The organism is Pseudomonas fluorescens, from assembly GCF_902497625.1.
In the GTDB taxonomy this organism is placed as follows: Bacteria; Pseudomonadota; Gammaproteobacteria; order Pseudomonadales; family Pseudomonadaceae; genus Aquipseudomonas; species Aquipseudomonas fluorescens_BQ.
The window spans coordinates 124,845-140,914 of the sequence record NZ_CABVGX010000009.1 but is presented as its reverse complement, the minus strand read 5'-3'; the positions used below and the strand labels follow the sequence as shown (position 1 = coordinate 140,914).

Below are 16,070 nucleotides of genomic sequence, written 5' to 3'. Positions count from 1 at the left end.
CGCGCCTCAGCTCTGCGACGCGGCTTTGGGGAGAATGTCGTTGGCGACCATCTCACCGAACGGGCTGACGTAGTTGGCGCCTTGCGGCAGCTGCGGGCGCTCGATGTCGAGGTGCGGGAACAGCAGCTCGGCGACCCGGTACGACTCTTCCAGGTGCGGATAACCGGAGAAGATGAAGGTATCGATGCCCAGGTCTGCGTATTCCTTTACGCGAGCGGCCACGGTCGGGCCATCGCCGACCAATGCCGTACCGGCACCACCGCGCACCAGGCCGACGCCGGCCCACAGGTTGGGACTGACTTCGAGGTTGTCGCGACTGCCGCCGTGCAGCGCCGCCATGCGTTGCTGGCCGACCGAATCGAACCGTGCCAGTGACGCCTGGGCGCGGGCGATGGTGTCGTCATCCAGATGAGAAATCAGGCGATCCGCCGCTTGCCAGGCTTCGGCATTGGTTTCACGAACGATCACATGCAGACGAATGCCGAAGCGCACAGTGCGACCGAGCTTGGCGGCCTTGGCACGCACCTGTTCGATTTTCTCCGCAACGGCGGCCGGCGGTTCGCCCCAGGTCAGGACCATCTCCACTTGCTCTGCCGCCAGATCCTGGGCCGCTTCCGAGGAGCCGCCAAAGTACAGCGGCGGACGCGGTTGCTGGATCGGCGGATAGAGCAGCTTGGCGCCTTTCACGCTGATGTGCTGACCGTCGTAATCGACGGTTTCACCTTCCAGCACGCGGCGCCAGATGCGGGTGAATTCCACCGAGGCTTGATAACGTTCTTCGTGCGTCAGGAACAAACCGTCGCCGGCCAGTTCTTCCGGATCACCGCCGGTGACCAGGTTGAACAACGCGCGGCCACCGGACAGGCGATCCAGCGTGGCCGCCTGACGCGCAGCGACCGTCGGGGAAATGATCCCGGGGCGCAACGCGACCAGAAACTTCAGGCGCTGAGTCACTGGAATCAGCGACGCGGCGACCAGCCACGAATCTTCGCAGGAGCGGCCCGTGGGGATCAGCACTCCGCCAAAACCCAAGCGATCAGCCGCTTGCGCGATCTGTTGCAAGTAACCGTGGTCGACGGCGCGCGCGCCCTCTGAAGTGCCGAGGTAATGGCCATCGCCGTGGGTAGGCAGGAACCAGAAAATATTGAGGCTCATGGAGTGGTCTCCTTGGGGAATCGAATGACGGGGCTTTGCTTACTGAGCTTTGGTCGCTGAGCTTTGCGCAACGGCGGCCGGTGGCGTCCAGATCACGTCTTTGATGCTGAGCGGCTTCGGAATCAGCTTGAGCTGATAGAAGCTGTCGGCGATTTTCTGTTGCGCGGCGACCACTTCCGGGGTCAGGAACACGGCACCGAAGCCCTGACGTTTCATCGAGGTGAGAGTGATGTCCGCCGGCAGGCCAAGCAATGGCGCGACCTGACGGGTGACGTCTTCAGGGTTGGCCTGGGCCCACTCGCCGACGGCGCGCACTTCTTCCACCAGGGTCTGAATCACCTGAGGATTTTTCTGTGCGTAGGGTTTGGTCGCGAGGTAGAACTGATGGTTGTCGACGATGCCTTTGCCGTCGCGCAAGGCGTGCGCCTGCAGCTGCTGTTCGGCGGCGGCCTGGTACGGGTCCCAGATTACCCAGGCGTCTACGCTGCCACGCTCAAAGGCAGCACGCGCATCGGCGGGAGGCAGGAAAACGGTCTGGATGTCGCTGTATTTGAGCCCGGCATCTTCCAGCGCCCGCACCAGCAGGTAGTGCACGTTGGAGCCTTTGTTCAGGGCGACCTTCTTACCTTTGAGTTCTTGCACCGATTTGATCGGTGAATCCTTCGGCACCAGGATCGCTTCACTGTGCGGTGCCGGCGGTTCGTACGCCACGTAGAGCAGATCCGCACCAGCCGCCTGGGCAAACACCGGAGGCGTTTCGCCGGTGACGCCAAAATCGATGGAGCCGACGTTCAGGCCTTCAAGCAATTGCGGGCCGCCGGGGAACTCAGTCCATTTGACGTCCACGCCTTGCGCGGCGAGACGTTTTTCCAGGGTGCCTTTGGCTTTGAGCAGCACCAGAGTGCCGTACTTTTGATAACCGATTCGCAACGTCTCGGCCTGAGCTTGAGTAATGGCGCCGAAGGACACAGCCGCAGCAAACAGAGCGACCAGACCACGACGCAAAATGACAGTGCGCATAGCGCTCTCCTTTTTGCAGTTGGGTATTGGCTGCACCTGCTTGCCCGTTAGCGGGCGAGTAAGATGAGTATTTCAAATTCGGGTGTGGCTTGAATGCTGGCTCAAATACTCCAGCGGGCACTTAACAAACGTTCGTTCAACACATTCGGATCAAGCGGTTTCGGCCGTCGGGCCATGGCGCTTAAAAACAGGTCCAGGGATTCGTTCAGGCGTTGTTCCAGCTCCGGGGCCAGTTGCGCCTGCGCGCTGCCTTCGCCGTAAGCGATCTGGCTGTCGACGGCAAAAATGCCGTGGAGCATTTCCTGAGCTTTCAACGCCGACAACACCGGTTTGAGCGCGTAATCGACCGCGAGCATGTGAGCGATGCTGCCACCGGTAGCGATGGGCAACACCACTTTGTGCGCCAGTGCGCGTTCAGGCAGCAAGTCCAGCAAGGTCTTCAGGGCACCGGAGAATGAGGCCTTGTAGACCGGCGTGGCGATCACCACGCCGTCGGCATTTTCAATTTGTTGCAGCAGGTCGATGACTTTCGGGCTGTCGAAGCGTGCGTGTAGCAAGTCTTCGGCCGGAAAGTCCCGTATCCGGTAACTGACCACTTCCACACCTTGCTCCTGCAACCAGCGTTGCGAGCGTTCCAGCAGCACCCCGGAGCGCGAGCGCTGGCTGGGACTGCCACCGAGAGAGACGACCAACATTCAGATATTCCTTGAACGGTGCAGCGATTCGCAGTGTGCGATCTCGCTTCGATGGAAAGACCTTACCAGCCGATTGATATATCTATAAATCATGTTTAATCATTTGATTATTCTTTTTTGTTCTATGCAATTCGCTGCATTTTGCTCATAAAAAAAGGCCGTCGAAACGGCCTGAAAGTCTCTGCTTGAATATCATTGAACGCGGATGGCGCAGGAGCTGGCTTGCCAGCGATGTGGGTGTACCTGATACACCAAAGCGCGTGGATCGCCAGCAAGCCGGCTCCTACAGCATCAGTTAGCGGTTCGGTTGAGGCGTGAGGCGCAGGTAGGGTTTCACCGCGCGATAGCCCTTGGGGAAGCGTTGTTTGATCTCATCTTCATCTTTGAGCGACGGCACAATCACCACGTCATCACCGTCCTGCCAGTTGGCTGGCGTGGCGACTTTGTAATTGTCGGTCAACTGTAACGAGTCGATGACTCGCAGGATTTCATGGAAGTTGCGTCCGGTGCTGGCGGGGTACGTGATGGTCAACCGGATCTTCTTGTTCGGGTCGATCACAAAGAGCGAACGCACGGTGAGGGTGTCGTTGGCGTTTGGATGAATCAGGTCATAGAGGTCCGAGACTTTGCGATCGGCATCCGCGAGGATCGGAAAGTTGACAGCGGTGCCCTGAGTTTCGTTGATGTCCTCGATCCATCGGTGGTGCGAGTCCACTGGATCCACCGATAGGGCAATGGCCTTGACTCCGCGCTGGGCGAATTCGTCCTTGAGCTTGGCGGTAAACCCCAGTTCGGTGGTGCACACCGGCGTAAAGTCGGCGGGGTGAGAAAACAGCACTCCCCAGCTAGTGCCCAGCCATTCGTGAAAACGAAGGGTACCGGCGCTGGAATCCTGTTCAAAGTCGGGGGCGGTGTCGCCCAGTCTGAGGCTCATGATACTGCTCCTGTGAGTACTGTTTGAACTCACTGTGCCCGCATTCATTAGCAATTAAAAAGAATAAATATCGATTTGGTTAGATCTTTTGTAAATATTAAAAACAGGATCAACTTGTTTCGAAAACACAAAAGCCCCGCCTGACGTATCCGCCGAGCGGGGCTTTTTACGATGACAGGAGTGCTGTTACAACAGCGGAATCGAATAGCTGAGAATCAGGCGGTTTTCGTCCTGGGAGCGAACGCCCGGGATGTTGGTGCGCCAGGTAGCGTTTTTCCACATGACGCCAACGTTCTTCAGTGGGCCTTGCGGCACGACGTAACCCACAGTCAGGTCGCGTTCCCACTCGGAGGCGTTGTTGCCAGCCGGCGCGGAGTTGGCGCGAGTATCGATGTCATCGCCACGCAGATACACCAGACCGGCAGTCAGGCCAGGCACGCCGACTTTAGCGAAGTCGTACGAGTAGCGTGCTTGCCAGGTGCGCTCGCCGGCACGGCCGAACTTCTGGATTTGCATGTCGGTGATGGTGTAGTTAGACGAACCGTCGCCCTGGTTCAACCAAGGGAAGTCGCTGCTGCCATTGCTGACCTGATAACCACCACCAAAGGTATGACCGGCAACGGTGTACAGGAACAGACCGCTGTACAGATTATTGTCGACTTTGCCTTTACCGTTCGATGTGCTGCTGTAGTTGCCCGAGCTGTAGTAAAGCGGATCGTGACCGTTGGCGCCGTCGTCAGAGCTGTTGAAGTAGCGCAAATCCGACTTCAAGACACCTGGACCGATCGCCCAATTGTGTACCAGACCCAGGAAGTGCTGCTTGTAGAAGTCTTCCAGGTTGCCGTAGTAGTACTGAGCAGTCAGGTCCTTGGTGATTTTGTAGTCACCACCGGCATAAATGAACTTGTTGCTGTCACGGCCGCTGATGGTACGTGCGTTGGCACCACCGATGCTCATCTGCTCGTTGTTGCTGGAGTTACGCCCCTTCACGGATTCGATCTGGCCGCCGACCAGGGTCAGGTCCTTGATTTCGCCGGATGTGATCTGACCGCCCTGCCAGGTTTGTGGCAGCAGACGACCATCGTTGGTTGCGATAACCGGGTTCTTCGGCTGCAGTGTGCCCAGTTTCAACTCGGTCTGAGATATCTTGGCTTTTGCCGTCAGGCCCAGGCTGGAGAAGTTATCAACCGCTTCACCGTTGGACTCGCTTGGGAAAACCGTGCCGCCGTACGAGTTATTGCTGGCCCCGTTAGTTCCGCCGCCCGAATCCAGACGCACGCCCAGCAGGCCGATCGCATCGATACCGAAGCCGACCGTGCCTTGGGTGTACCCTGAGATGAAACGCAGATCGAAGCCCTGGCCCCATTCTTCGTTCTTGTTCGCGCCAGAACCATCACGGTTATCGGTATTGATGTAGAAGTTGCGCAGCCCCAACGTGGCCTTGCTGTCTTCGATAAAACCGGCGGCGCCTGCCTGCTGCGCCATAACCCCTACAGCCACAGCCAGGGCCAAGGTGGACTTGTTCATGTGTTTCGCTCCTATCGTTCTCTGATTCTTGTGTAACCGGCCCGGGGTCGACTGCCCCAAATCCTGATTCGCGCAATGAGCGCATCGCCCTTGTGCGTATGTAGCCAAGGGCCCGCCATCTGAGGGGCGCGCATGATAAACCCAAAAAAATCTATGTCAGCATTTTTAATTTCTTTTCGGAATATAGGATTGCACTGCTCCAGCGCGCCCGGACAGGGGGTATCGGCCCTGACGTCAGTTTCTGAACCATCAATGTGAGTCGGGCAGATCCGGAGAGTGGGCGCATCCCCGATCCCGCAGACGAGGCTCACTTTAGTACTGCCGGACAGAAACTAAAAAGAATAAAAAATTAGATATATAAACCTTTTAGGAATATAAAAATCCACGCAAAAAAAAGCCCCGCCGGCAGGCGAGGCTTTGATTGGTTTTTTACATGAAGCTGTAGGTGTAGTTGAAGATCACACGGGTTTGGTCCGCCGCCGCAATGTTGGGAGCGTCGCCACGATACGTACCGTGACGGACCGTGGTCCCGAAACCTTTCAACGCGCCCGTTTGAATCACGTAATCGACACGCAGGTCACGCTCCCACTCAGTGGCATCCGGGCCGCCCACGGTCCGCGATTTGATATCGTCGCCACGCAAGTAAGCGGCAGATGCTTTGAGGCCTGGAACACCCAGTGAAGCGAAGTCATAGGTGTATTGACCGAAAGTAGTGTTTTCACCAGCGCGAACGAAGCCGTTGATCATGGCATCAGTAAACAGGTAGAAGCTCGCACCGCCTGCTTCCTCACTACGACCGCCGTCGTTGGTGACGCTGCCTTGGTTCAAATAAACGAAGCCGCCATCATCCCCGACTTGCTGATGACCCAACAGGAAAGCACTTCCACCCAGCGTGTAGGTGAAGATCGCACTCCAGGTTTTGTTGTCGACTTCGCCAGCGGTCTTAGCATAACCACCGTTGTTGTTGAACGCGTAGCCAGCGTCGCCGTTCTTACCATCGGAACTGCTGTCGAAATAGCGCAGGTCGGTCTTGAAGGACTGATTAGCAGCGATCGGGAAAACGTGCGTCAAACCGAGGAAAGTCTGTTTGTAGAAATTTTCCAGGTTGGAGTGGTAAGCCTGCAGGGTCAGATCTTTAGTAACCTTCCAGTCAGCACCCGCGTAACGGAACTGATTGCTTTCCTGAGTTGCACCCGCCACCGACAGACCCGTCGAGTTGGAGGAAGCGCGACCCGATGCATGCTCCAACTGACCAACGTTGAATGTCACATTGTCGATTTCCTTCGAGGTGATGGTGCCACCTTCAAAGGTTTGCGGCAGCAAACGGCTGTCGTTTGCTACCAGGATCGGCATGTTCGGCTGCAGAGCGCCGCCATAGTGGGCTTCAGTCTTGGAGAAGCGCGCCTTGACGTTACCGTTTGCTCGGCTCCATGAGTCGGCAGCCGAATTGCCGGACTCACTCGGGAAGAATGAGCTTGGATAGGTATGCTTGTTATCGCCACCCAGGTAAATCCCGACGAGAGCCTGTGCGTCAAAACCGAAACCAACGACACCTTGAGTGAAGCCGGAGAGATAATCGAATTTGAAACCCTGGGCTGTCTCGCGCTGATCCGCCCCGCCATCACGGTTATCAGCGTTGAAATACATCGTTCGCGAACTGACGCTAGCCTTGCTGTCTTCGATAAAACCGGCGGCGCCTGCCTGCTGCGCCATAACCCCTACGGCCACGGCCAGGGCCAAGGTGGATTTATTCATTATCTAGCTCCTCTCGTTTCTAATTCTTGTGTTCTTGGTCCTGGGTCGTGTGCCCCGGATTCCTAAGATGGGTGATTAGCGCCGCAGCGTGACTCTCAAGTCAATCGTAACTGTGTATGTCTACGACCATAGTCTAATACCCGGAATTGGGGACAATTTCAGGCTGGTTACATCGGATCTACACCAAATGATTTAGCCGTTCGATCCTTCAGACCTTTTCGGAATAGAGCCAGTGATAACGCTGTGCGTGTCTCGCGAATTAGCTCAGTCCCAAATGGTCTTTATTAGTCCTTATTTAGATCGATCAGCTTTAAGCAAAATCAATCCAGGGAAGGCTTCGGGACCACCAGACGCGCACTATCCAGACCATTTGTTACAGTTTTTGTATCGCGCTCACTGACTTTTCTATACACGCGACAAAGCTCACTGCGGGCTGCCGGGGCGCGGCGAACCAGCGTTTCGCTGGAGGGTGGCATGGCGAAGAGGATTGGAATGACGATGAGGTTATTGAGAACAGGGAAAGGTGGAGACAGGATGAACACCTGTGGCAAGGGAGCTTGCCCTCGCTGGGTTTCTGCAGGTTTCAGGGCTGCTACGCAGCCCAACGGGGGCAAGCCCCCTCGCCACAAATTACAAAGCCTCAGACTCAGACTCAGCCACAGGCCACAAGCCTCAAGCCTCAAGCCTCAAGCCTCAAGCCTCAAGCTACAGCGTTTTTTCGAAAATCTTCGAATTGCGCTGATAGTTGTAGAGCGAGGCCCGCGCTGACGGCAGGCGCTCGACGCTGCTCGGCACGAACCCGCGCTCGCGGAACCAGTGAGCGGTGCGGGTCGTGAGCACGAACAGGGTGTTCAAGCCTTGCGCCCGGGCACGGCTTTCGATGCGTTCGAGCAACACATCACCCCGCGCGCCGTGCCGGTATTCCGGGTTCACCGCCAGGCACGCCAGCTCGCCGGCGTCCGAATCGGCAATCTGATAAAGCGCCGCGCAGGCGATGATCATGCCTTCGCGCTCGACCACACTGAACTGTTCGATCTCACGCTCCAGCACCTCGCGTGAACGCCGCACCAGAATGCCCTGCTCTTCCAGCGGACTGATCAGATCGAGCAATCCGCCGACGTCTTCGATGGCCGCTTCCCGGACCACTTCAAACTGCTCCTGCGCCACCAGCGTGCCGCCACCGTCGCGGGTGAACAGCTCGGTCAGCAGTGCGCCGTCTTCGGCGTAACTGACGATATGACTGCGCGCCACACCGCCACGGCAAGCCTCGGCAGCCGCATCCAGCAGCTCGGCCTGATAGTTGCTGCCCAGGCGCTGCAGATGCGCTGGCACCTGCTGCGGACGCAGCTCGCGAACCAGACGACCATTCTCGTCGATCAAGCCCGGATCTGCGCCGAACAGCAACAGCTTGTCAGCGCCCAGGTCGATGGCCGCGCGGGTAGCAACGTCTTCGCACGCAAGGTTGAAAATCTCGCCGGTCGGCGAGTAACCCAGCGGCGACAACAGGACAATGGAACGCTCGTCGAGCAGCCGATTGATACCCTTGCGGTCGACCCGGCGTACCTCACCGGTATGGTGATAATCCACGCCTTCCAGCACCCCGATCGGCCGCGCCGTCACCAGGTTGCCGCTGGCCACGCGCAGGCGCGAGCCCTGCATGGGCGAGGCAGCCATGTCCATCGACAGGCGTGCCTCGATCGCGATACGCAACTGGCCGACCGCGTCGATCACGCATTCAAGGGTCGCGGCATCGGTGATGCGCATGCCATGGTGGTAATGCGGGATAAGGCCGCGCGCGGCGAGGCGGGTTTCAATCTGCGGACGGGAACCATGCACCAGCACCAGCCGCACGCCCAGACTGTGCAGCAGCACGAGGTCATGGACGATGTTGCCGAAATTCGGATGCTCGACGCCATCGCCGGGCAGCATGACGACGAAGGTGCAATCGCGGTGAGCGTTGATGTAAGGCGAAGCGTGACGAAGCCAATTAACGTATTCGGGCATGAACCTGGGCCTGTAATAAATAGCAGCCAAAAAATGGGCGAAACGGGAAACGCACAGCGGGCTGATGGTTATCGTCGGAACAGGCTTGGCGACACGCGCGCTCTCCTCATGAATACGGGTTGGGACGTCTGCAATTTAATGTTGGCCCTGCGGGAGCGGGCTTGCTCGCGAAGGCGGTTTGTCAGTCATATAAGTGTCGACGGTCACACCGCTTTCGCGAGCAAGCCCGCTCCCACCGGGGGTTATGTTCAGATTCCTGGCACTCGCGTCGTGGCCGGCGTCTGGCAGTAATGTTCAATCAGTTGCCGTAGTAGATGCACCGTAGGCTGTAAACGTGACATTTCCAGGTATTCCCCCGGCTGGTGTGCGCAGGCGATATCGCCGGGGCCGAGCACCAGGGTTTCACAGCCCAGGTGCTGAAGATAAGGCGCTTCGGTGCCGAACGCCACTGCTTCGGCGCGATGGCCGGTGAGCTTTTCCGCGACCCTCACCAGTTCGGCATCCTCGGCCTGCTCGAACGGCGGCACTTCAGGGAACAGCGGCGCATACTCAATCTTCACCTGATGCCGTTCGGCAACCGGCTTGAGTTTTTGCAGAATCTCGGCGCGCAAGGCGTTCGGGTCCATGCCCGGCAAGGGCCGCAGATCGAACTCCAGCGAGCATTGGCCGCAGATACGGTTGGGGTTGTCGCCGCCATGGATGCAGCCAAAATTCATCGTCGGCATCGGCACGCCAAACTGTGGATTACGAAACTCGCGCTGCCATAACAGCCGCAAGCCGCGCAGCTCACCGATGGCATCGTGCATGGCTTCGAGCGCGCTGTGGCCCAAGCGCGGATCGGAGGAATGGCCGCTCTGACCGAGAATGTCGATGCGCTCCATCATGATGCCTTTGTGCATGCGGATCGGCTTGAGCCCGGTCGGTTCTCCGATCACCGCCGCTCGACCCAACGGCCGGCCAGCCTTGGCCAATGCACGAGCGCCGGACATCGAGCTTTCTTCGTCACACGTCGCGAGAATCAGCAGAGGCTGCTTGAACGGCTGATCAAGCAAAGGCAGGACAGCCTCGATCGCCAGCGCAAAAAAACCCTTCATGTCGCAACTGCCCAGGCCGACCCAGCGACCATCCACCTCAGTCAGCTTCAGCGGATCGGTCTGCCACAATGCGCCATCGAACGGCACAGTGTCACTGTGACCGGCCAGCACCAGCCCGCCGGGGCCGGAACCGAAACTGGCGAGCAGATTGAATTTACCCGGGCTGACCTGCTGGATATCGCAGGCAAAACCCAGATCGCCGAGCCAGGTTGCCAGCAGATCAATGACTGGCCGATTGGTCTGATCGAGGCTGGCCTGCGTACAGCTGACGGACGGTGCGGCGATCAGCGCAGCGAACTGATCTTTCATGGATGGTAAAGGCATCGCTGACTCCAACTCCCGAATTGAAGACCATCATAGAACCATCCGGCGACAGGAATAAACCGCCGCAGAGCCGGTTAAACCCTACCCTCTCTCAGTCCTGTACACTGCACGGCCTTGGCAGCCACACATTCCCCCGGCTGCGCTCCCGATTCTGGATTTTCCGGCCATGCAAAAAGAAACTGAAATCAAACTCCGCGTCAGCCGCGAAACCCTCGCCGCTCTGCGCGAGCATCCATTGCTGAAAAAACGCAACAAAAGTGGCTGGGAACGCCGTGAACTGATGAACCAGTATTTCGACACGCCTGAGCGCGATCTGGCCCGCGCCAAGGTCGCCCTGCGCCTGCGCCGCGACGGCGAAGAAGTGATTCAGACGTTGAAGACCCGCGGCCAGAGCGTCGCCGGTTTGTCCGAGCGTAACGAATACGACTGGAACCTGCCCAAAGCCAAGCTCGACGTAAAAAAACTCGACGGCGAATGCTGGCCGGAAGAACTGGCCGAGCTGGACAAGAAAACCCTGAAGCCGATCTTCACCACCGATTTCGTCCGCGAACGCGCCGAAATCGCCTGGGGCCGTGGCAAGACCAAAGTGGTGATCGAAGCCGCACTGGATTTGGGCCACGTGATCGTCGGCAAACAGAAAGAAGAAATCTGCGAGCTGGAGCTGGAACTGCGCGAAGGCGAGCCGGCCGCCCTGCTGGAACTGGCCGCCGAGCTGGCCGCAACCTTGGCGCTGATGCCGTGTGACATCAGCAAGGCCGAACGCGGTTATCGCTTGTACGACGCCAATAGCTATTCCTTGAGCCTGCCAGCCCCGCAGATCACTGCCGAAACACCGCTGGACGACGCGTTCGCCGCGCTGAGCTGGCACTTGCTCGGCAGCAGCCAGCGTCTGGCCGAGCAATACCGTTTCAACGGCCACTGGCGACTGTTGCTGGATTGGGTGGAAAACCTCGCCGAAATGCGCGCCTTGCTGAGCAGCCTCGGGCAAGCCGCACCACGCCAGTCGACGCACGATCTGCGGGTTGCGCTGGATGCGCTGCTCGAAGACTGGCGCCCGCTGGTGCTGGCCGGTCTGGATGACGAAGACGTGCGCAAAGCGGCGCCCGAGCAGTTCCTCGAAGAACTCGAAGACCCGCGCTGGGGTCTGTTTTCCCTGAACTGCTCGCGCTGGTTGCTGGCCCGCATCTGGGCAGCCGATCGTAATGTGCGTGGCAATCGCCAGGGCGCAGCACAACTGGGCAGCTGGTTGCCACGACTGCTGGGTGAGGAAGCCACGTCGTTGCAACTGCAGCGCTATCAGCAACAGCCGGAAGACCTGGCCGAGCAATTGCCGCGCATCGAACGCATTCAGTCCTGGCTACACCACGCTCGTGGCGTGCTGGACATCCCGGAAATGGATCGTCTGTTCGGCGAGCTCAAGCAGCTTGCGCAACTGGCGAACGAGCCGATCACCGACGAATCGCTGGATGCACGCAAGCAGCAAGCGATCGCGGTTTATCAGAATCGTGCGTGGAAGATGCTGCTGCGTATGTAACAACCTGTGGTGAGGGGCTTGCCCCGGGGCGATCCGACGGACCCCAAAATCGGTGAATGCGACTTATCGGATTTAGCGCATTGGCTGGTTTGGGGAGCCTTTCGAACCCCTACGGAGGCGAACCCTCCCAACAAAAAGCGAACACCGCACAAGCTGGCTGACTAATCCCGACACGGCTTCGTCGGGTAGTGGCCCAACGGTCGGCGACTGCGCGACTATCCTTTGCGAACTGTTGTTCTTGAGGAGCCCGCATGTCCGTTCAACTTGCCATTCAGGACCGCTGGCTGGATCTCAACGAGTTATTGCGCGAGCTGGTTGCGCAAGGCTTTATCAGCCAGGATTCAGCCGAGCACGCCCTCAATGCGCGCCGCCGTCACGCCGCCAACGGCCAGATGCATCCGCTGGAGTTCATCGCCAGCCAGCAACTGGACGACCTCAGCCGTCCCGGCAAACACCTCGATCTCGAAAGCCTGACCCTGTGGTTGTCGCAACAGGCAGGTCAGCCTTACTTGCGCATCGATCCGCTGAAAATCAACGTGGCGGCAGTAACGCCCCTGATGTCCTACGCCTTCGCGCAGCGGCACAAGATTCTGGCTGTGTCGGTTGACCGCGACGCAGTGACCGTGGCCAGCGCCCAACCTTACGTGAACGCGTGGGAAGTGGATCTGACGCACGTGCTGAAGCTGCCCATCAAGCGCGTAGTCGCCAACCCGGTGGACATTCAGCGCTTCAGCGTGGAGTTCTTCCGCCTGGCCAAATCGGTTACTGGCGCGACCAATGCCGATCAGCAGAGCAACAACCTTGGCAATTTCGAACAGCTGCTCAACCTCGGCGCCAGCGATCAGGAGCCAGATGCCAACGATGCGCACATCGTCAACATCGTTGACTGGCTGTTCCAGTACGCCTTCCAGCAACGCGCCAGCGATATCCACATCGAACCGCGCCGTGAGCAGGGCACAGTGCGTTTCCGTATCGACGGCGTGCTGCACAACGTTTATCAATTCCCGCCGCAGGTGACCATGGCTATTGTCAGTCGCCTGAAAAGCCTCGGCCGAATGAACGTCGCGGAAAAGCGCAAACCCCAGGACGGCCGGGTCAAAACCAAGACCCCGCATGGCGGCGAGGTAGAGCTGCGACTGTCGACACTGCCGACGGCGTTCGGCGAAAAAATGGTCATGCGGATCTTCGACCCGGAAGTGCTGCTCAAGGATTTCGACCAGCTTGGTTTTTCCGCTGAGGATCTCAGACGCTGGCAGGACATGACCCGCCAGCCCAACGGCATCATTCTGGTCACCGGGCCAACCGGTTCAGGCAAGACCACCACGCTGTACACCACGCTGAAAAAACTGGCGACGCCGGAGGTCAATCTCTGCACCATCGAGGACCCGATCGAGATGGTCGAGCCGGCATTCAATCAGATGCAGGTCCAGCACAATATCGACCTGACCTTTGCCGCCGGTGTTCGCGCGCTGATGCGGCAGGACCCTGACATCATCATGATCGGTGAGATACGTGATCTCGAGACTGCGGAAATGGCCATTCAAGCCGCGCTTACCGGTCACCTGGTGCTGTCGACGCTGCACACCAACGATGCGCCCAGTGCCATCAGCCGCCTGCTGGAACTCGGCGTGCCGCATTACCTGATCAAGGCCACCGTGCTGGGGGTGATGGCTCAGCGGCTGGTCCGCACGCTGTGCCCACACTGCAAAGCGCCTCTGAAGCTGGGTGAAGATGACTGGCAAACCCTGACCCGACCCTGGCAGGCGCCATTGCCGACCAATGCCCAACGCGCCATCGGTTGCGTGGAATGTCGCGACACCGGCTATCGCGGTCGCGCCGGGGTGTACGAAATCATGCAACTGACCGACGGCGTTAAAGCGCTGATCAACCCCGACACTGATCTGACGGCCATCCGTCGCCAAGCGTTCAAGGAAGGCATGCGTAGCCTGCGGCTATCGGGCGCGCAGAAAGTCGCCGCAGGTTTGACGACGATTGAGGAGGTGCTGCGGGTGACGCCTCAGAGTGAACAGAAATGAAGCCTTTATGTCGCTTGATGATTCGGTAGCCGACAAGCAGTTCTTATCTGCGCCTTGCATCGCTACACTCTGCCGTCCCCATTTCATGGATTATCAGGGATTCGTTATGCAAATCGGAAGTGTGCTATTGCTGTTTGTCGGCCTCGTGCTCGCCATTCTGTTCATGGGTTTCAAGGTTGTGCCTCAGGGTTATCAATGGACCGTGGAGCGTTTCGGGCGCTACACCAACACGCTCAAACCTGGCTTGAACATCATCATCCCGGTCATGGACCGCATCGGCCGCAAGATCAACGTGATGGAAAGCGTGTTGGACATTCCACCGCAGGAAGTCATCACCGCCGACAACGCGACCGTACAGATCGACGCTGTCTGCTTTTTCCAGGTGGTCAACACTGCGCAGGCTGCCTATGAGGTAAACAACCTCGAACACGCGATTCGCAACCTGTTGCAAACCAATATCCGTACCGTGCTCGGCTCCATGGAGCTGGACGCGATGCTCAGCCAGCGCGACGGGATCAACGAAAAGTTACTGCGCACCGTTGATGAAGCGACGGCGCCGTGGGGCATCAAGATTACCCGGATCGAGATCAAGGACATCAGCCCGCCTGCCGATCTGATGGCCGCCATGTCGGGGCAAATGAAAGCCGAGCGGATCAAGCGGGCGCAGATCCTCGAAGCCGAAGGCCTGCGTGCTGCGGCGATTCTGACCGCCGAGGGCAAAAAACAGGCGCAGATCCTCGAAGCTGAAGGTGGCCGACAGGCAGCCTTCCTTGAAGCGGAGGCCCGCGAGCGACAGGCCGAAGCCGAAGCGCAAGCCACCAAGGTGGTGTCCGAAGCGATTGCCGGCGGCAATGTGCAAGCAGTCAATTATTTCGTCGCGCAAAAGTACATCGATGCGCTGGGCAAACTCGCCTCGGCCAACAACAGCAAAGTGATCCTGATGCCGTTGGAAGCCAGCTCAATGATCGGTGCAGTCGGCGGGATTGGTGAAATCGTCAAAGCCACCTTCGATAAGAAAGCCTGAGGCACGTTATGTGGGCATTCCTGCAAAATCTGTCGTACTGGGACTGGCTTGCCTTGGGCACGATACTGCTGATCCTTGAAGTATTCGGTGCCGGTGGTTATTTACTGTGGATCGGCATGGCAGCCGCCGCAGTTGGCGTGCTGACGTTTGTGCTGCCCGAGATGTCCTGGGAATTGCAGCTTCTGTTCTTCGGGCTGCTATCGATCTCGACCGCGCTTTACTGGTGGAGACGCCAACGCAAAGCAGTACGTCAGAGCGATGAGCCGAACCTCAACCTGAGAGGTCAGGAACTGATTGGTAAAACCTTTGTGGTGCACGAAGCGATTATCGACGGGCGCGGTAAGATCAAAGTGGCAGATGGTGTGTGGATGGCCCGAGGGCCAGACGCCGCCGTTGGCAGTCGAGTTCGGGTCATCAGTCAGCAGGGCGTGGTTTTGCAAGTCGAAACGACTGAATGACCAGCGGGGAACTCAGTTGGGTACTTGGCCATCTAACGTCTTAGATCACCCAGTGGAGTCACCCTATGCGTTTCAAAGTTGCTGTCGCTACCCTTGCTTTGCTGTCACTTCCCGTCGGTTCGGCGATGGCCGACAGCTTCTGGCGAAACGTCATTTCGTCCGGAGCGACGACAGGTTCGACTTACCTGACATTCAAGGATCACAAGCTGATCATTGCTGCGCAGGACGATGCCGGTAGTTTTGTTGCCAGTGACGGCAGTATTCGCGGCCCTTATCTGGAATCGGCGATGCAAAAAGTTCGCGCCGACAATCCGGGCCTGCAGGCCACGGACATGGAACTGGCTAATGCAATTCTGGCAAAGAACGCAGTTGCATCGGAATAAGCCGCTCAGCTGAACAAAAATGCCGCTCTCTTGTGCGGCATTTTTTTCGCCTGGAGCAACCCCACTGTAGGAGCCGGCTGGCTGGCGATGGTGTGTCAGGTGACATCCATTCAGCTGACCCACCATC

General features: G+C 58.4%; 13 protein-coding genes. 5 read left to right on the top strand and 8 right to left on the bottom strand.

What is annotated here, in order from left to right; translation table 11 throughout:
- Window positions 1-6: 6 nt before the first annotated feature.
- The 8 genes from ssuD to argE all read right to left on the bottom strand — a co-directional run bounded on the left by ssuD (window position 7) and on the right by argE (window position 10,508).
- Window positions 7-1,155, bottom strand: a complete 1,149-nt coding sequence (gene ssuD / locus F8N12_RS08375) for an FMNH2-dependent alkanesulfonate monooxygenase (protein ID WP_150580035.1) — start codon at window positions 1,153-1,155, stop codon at window positions 7-9.
- Window positions 1,156-1,194: 39 nt separating this feature from the next.
- The gene (locus tag F8N12_RS08370) at window positions 1,195-2,175 is read right to left on the bottom strand and encodes a sulfonate ABC transporter substrate-binding protein (protein ID WP_150580034.1); all 981 of its coding nucleotides are present in this window, start codon (window positions 2,173-2,175) and stop codon (window positions 1,195-1,197) included.
- Window positions 2,176-2,276: 101 nt separating this feature from the next.
- Window positions 2,277-2,870: an NADPH-dependent FMN reductase gene (ssuE, locus tag F8N12_RS08365; protein WP_150580033.1), complete on the bottom strand. Its 594-nt coding sequence runs from the start codon at window positions 2,868-2,870 to the stop codon at window positions 2,277-2,279.
- Between the two features lie 295 nt (window positions 2,871-3,165).
- Window positions 3,166-3,804: a peroxiredoxin gene (locus tag F8N12_RS08360; RefSeq protein WP_150580032.1), complete on the bottom strand. Its 639-nt coding sequence runs from the start codon at window positions 3,802-3,804 to the stop codon at window positions 3,166-3,168.
- A gap of 186 nt (window positions 3,805-3,990) precedes the next feature.
- The gene (locus F8N12_RS08355; protein WP_150580031.1) at window positions 3,991-5,331 is read right to left on the bottom strand and encodes an OprD family porin; all 1,341 of its coding nucleotides are present in this window, start codon (window positions 5,329-5,331) and stop codon (window positions 3,991-3,993) included.
- Window positions 5,332-5,760: 429 nt separating this feature from the next.
- Complete coding sequence (locus F8N12_RS08350) at window positions 5,761-7,086, bottom strand: OprD family outer membrane porin (RefSeq protein WP_150580030.1); 1,326 nt, start codon at window positions 7,084-7,086, stop codon at window positions 5,761-5,763.
- 705 nt (window positions 7,087-7,791) lie between these two features.
- A complete protein-coding gene (argA, locus tag F8N12_RS08345) occupies window positions 7,792-9,090 on the bottom strand; it encodes an amino-acid N-acetyltransferase (protein WP_150580029.1) in 1,299 nt (432 codons plus the stop codon).
- Window positions 9,091-9,338: 248 nt separating this feature from the next.
- The gene (argE, locus tag F8N12_RS08340) at window positions 9,339-10,508 is read right to left on the bottom strand and encodes an acetylornithine deacetylase (RefSeq protein WP_150580028.1); all 1,170 of its coding nucleotides are present in this window, start codon (window positions 10,506-10,508) and stop codon (window positions 9,339-9,341) included.
- Window positions 10,509-10,674: 166 nt separating this feature from the next.
- Here argE and F8N12_RS08335 point away from each other — a divergent pair, with 166 nt between their 5' ends.
- From F8N12_RS08335 to F8N12_RS08315, 5 genes are all read left to right on the top strand, one after another.
- A complete protein-coding gene (locus F8N12_RS08335; protein ID WP_150580027.1) occupies window positions 10,675-12,042 on the top strand; it encodes an inorganic triphosphatase in 1,368 nt (455 codons plus the stop codon).
- Between the two features lie 251 nt (window positions 12,043-12,293).
- Entirely contained in the window at window positions 12,294-14,078 is a 1,785-nt protein-coding gene (locus F8N12_RS08330; protein ID WP_150580026.1) for a GspE/PulE family protein, read from the top strand.
- Between the two features lie 106 nt (window positions 14,079-14,184).
- Window positions 14,185-15,102, top strand: a complete 918-nt coding sequence (locus F8N12_RS08325) for an SPFH domain-containing protein (RefSeq protein ID WP_150580025.1) — start codon at window positions 14,185-14,187, stop codon at window positions 15,100-15,102.
- Between the two features lie 8 nt (window positions 15,103-15,110).
- The gene (locus F8N12_RS08320) at window positions 15,111-15,560 is read left to right on the top strand and encodes an NfeD family protein (protein ID WP_150580024.1); all 450 of its coding nucleotides are present in this window, start codon (window positions 15,111-15,113) and stop codon (window positions 15,558-15,560) included.
- Window positions 15,561-15,625: 65 nt separating this feature from the next.
- Window positions 15,626-15,943, top strand: coding sequence for a DUF2388 domain-containing protein (locus F8N12_RS08315; protein ID WP_150580023.1), 318 nt, complete (start codon window positions 15,626-15,628; stop codon window positions 15,941-15,943).
- Window positions 15,944-16,070 lie beyond the last annotated feature (127 nt).

Bases quoted from the DNA above. Each gene is read 5' to 3' on its own strand.
- F8N12_RS08350 (WP_150580030.1), bottom strand. From the start codon at position 7,086: ATGAATAAATCCACCTTGGCCCTGGCCGTGGCCGTAGGGGTTATGGCG.
- F8N12_RS08325 (WP_150580025.1), top strand. From the start codon at position 14,185: ATGCAAATCGGAAGTGTGCTATTGCTGTTTGTCGGCCTCGTGCTCGCC.
- F8N12_RS08315 (WP_150580023.1), top strand. From the start codon at position 15,626: ATGCGTTTCAAAGTTGCTGTCGCTACCCTTGCTTTGCTGTCACTTCCC.
- F8N12_RS08360 (WP_150580032.1), bottom strand. From the start codon at position 3,804: ATGAGCCTCAGACTGGGCGACACCGCCCCCGACTTTGAACAGGATTCC.
- F8N12_RS08320 (WP_150580024.1), top strand. From the start codon at position 15,111: ATGTGGGCATTCCTGCAAAATCTGTCGTACTGGGACTGGCTTGCCTTG.
- ssuE (WP_150580033.1), bottom strand. From the start codon at position 2,870: ATGTTGGTCGTCTCTCTCGGTGGCAGTCCCAGCCAGCGCTCGCGCTCC.
- ssuD (WP_150580035.1), bottom strand. From the start codon at position 1,155: ATGAGCCTCAATATTTTCTGGTTCCTGCCTACCCACGGCGATGGCCAT.
- F8N12_RS08370 (WP_150580034.1), bottom strand. From the start codon at position 2,175: ATGCGCACTGTCATTTTGCGTCGTGGTCTGGTCGCTCTGTTTGCTGCG.
- F8N12_RS08335 (WP_150580027.1), top strand. From the start codon at position 10,675: ATGCAAAAAGAAACTGAAATCAAACTCCGCGTCAGCCGCGAAACCCTC.
- argE (WP_150580028.1), bottom strand. From the start codon at position 10,508: ATGCCTTTACCATCCATGAAAGATCAGTTCGCTGCGCTGATCGCCGCA.
- argA (WP_150580029.1), bottom strand. From the start codon at position 9,090: ATGCCCGAATACGTTAATTGGCTTCGTCACGCTTCGCCTTACATCAAC.
- F8N12_RS08355 (WP_150580031.1), bottom strand. From the start codon at position 5,331: ATGAACAAGTCCACCTTGGCCCTGGCTGTGGCTGTAGGGGTTATGGCG.
- F8N12_RS08330 (WP_150580026.1), top strand. From the start codon at position 12,294: ATGTCCGTTCAACTTGCCATTCAGGACCGCTGGCTGGATCTCAACGAG.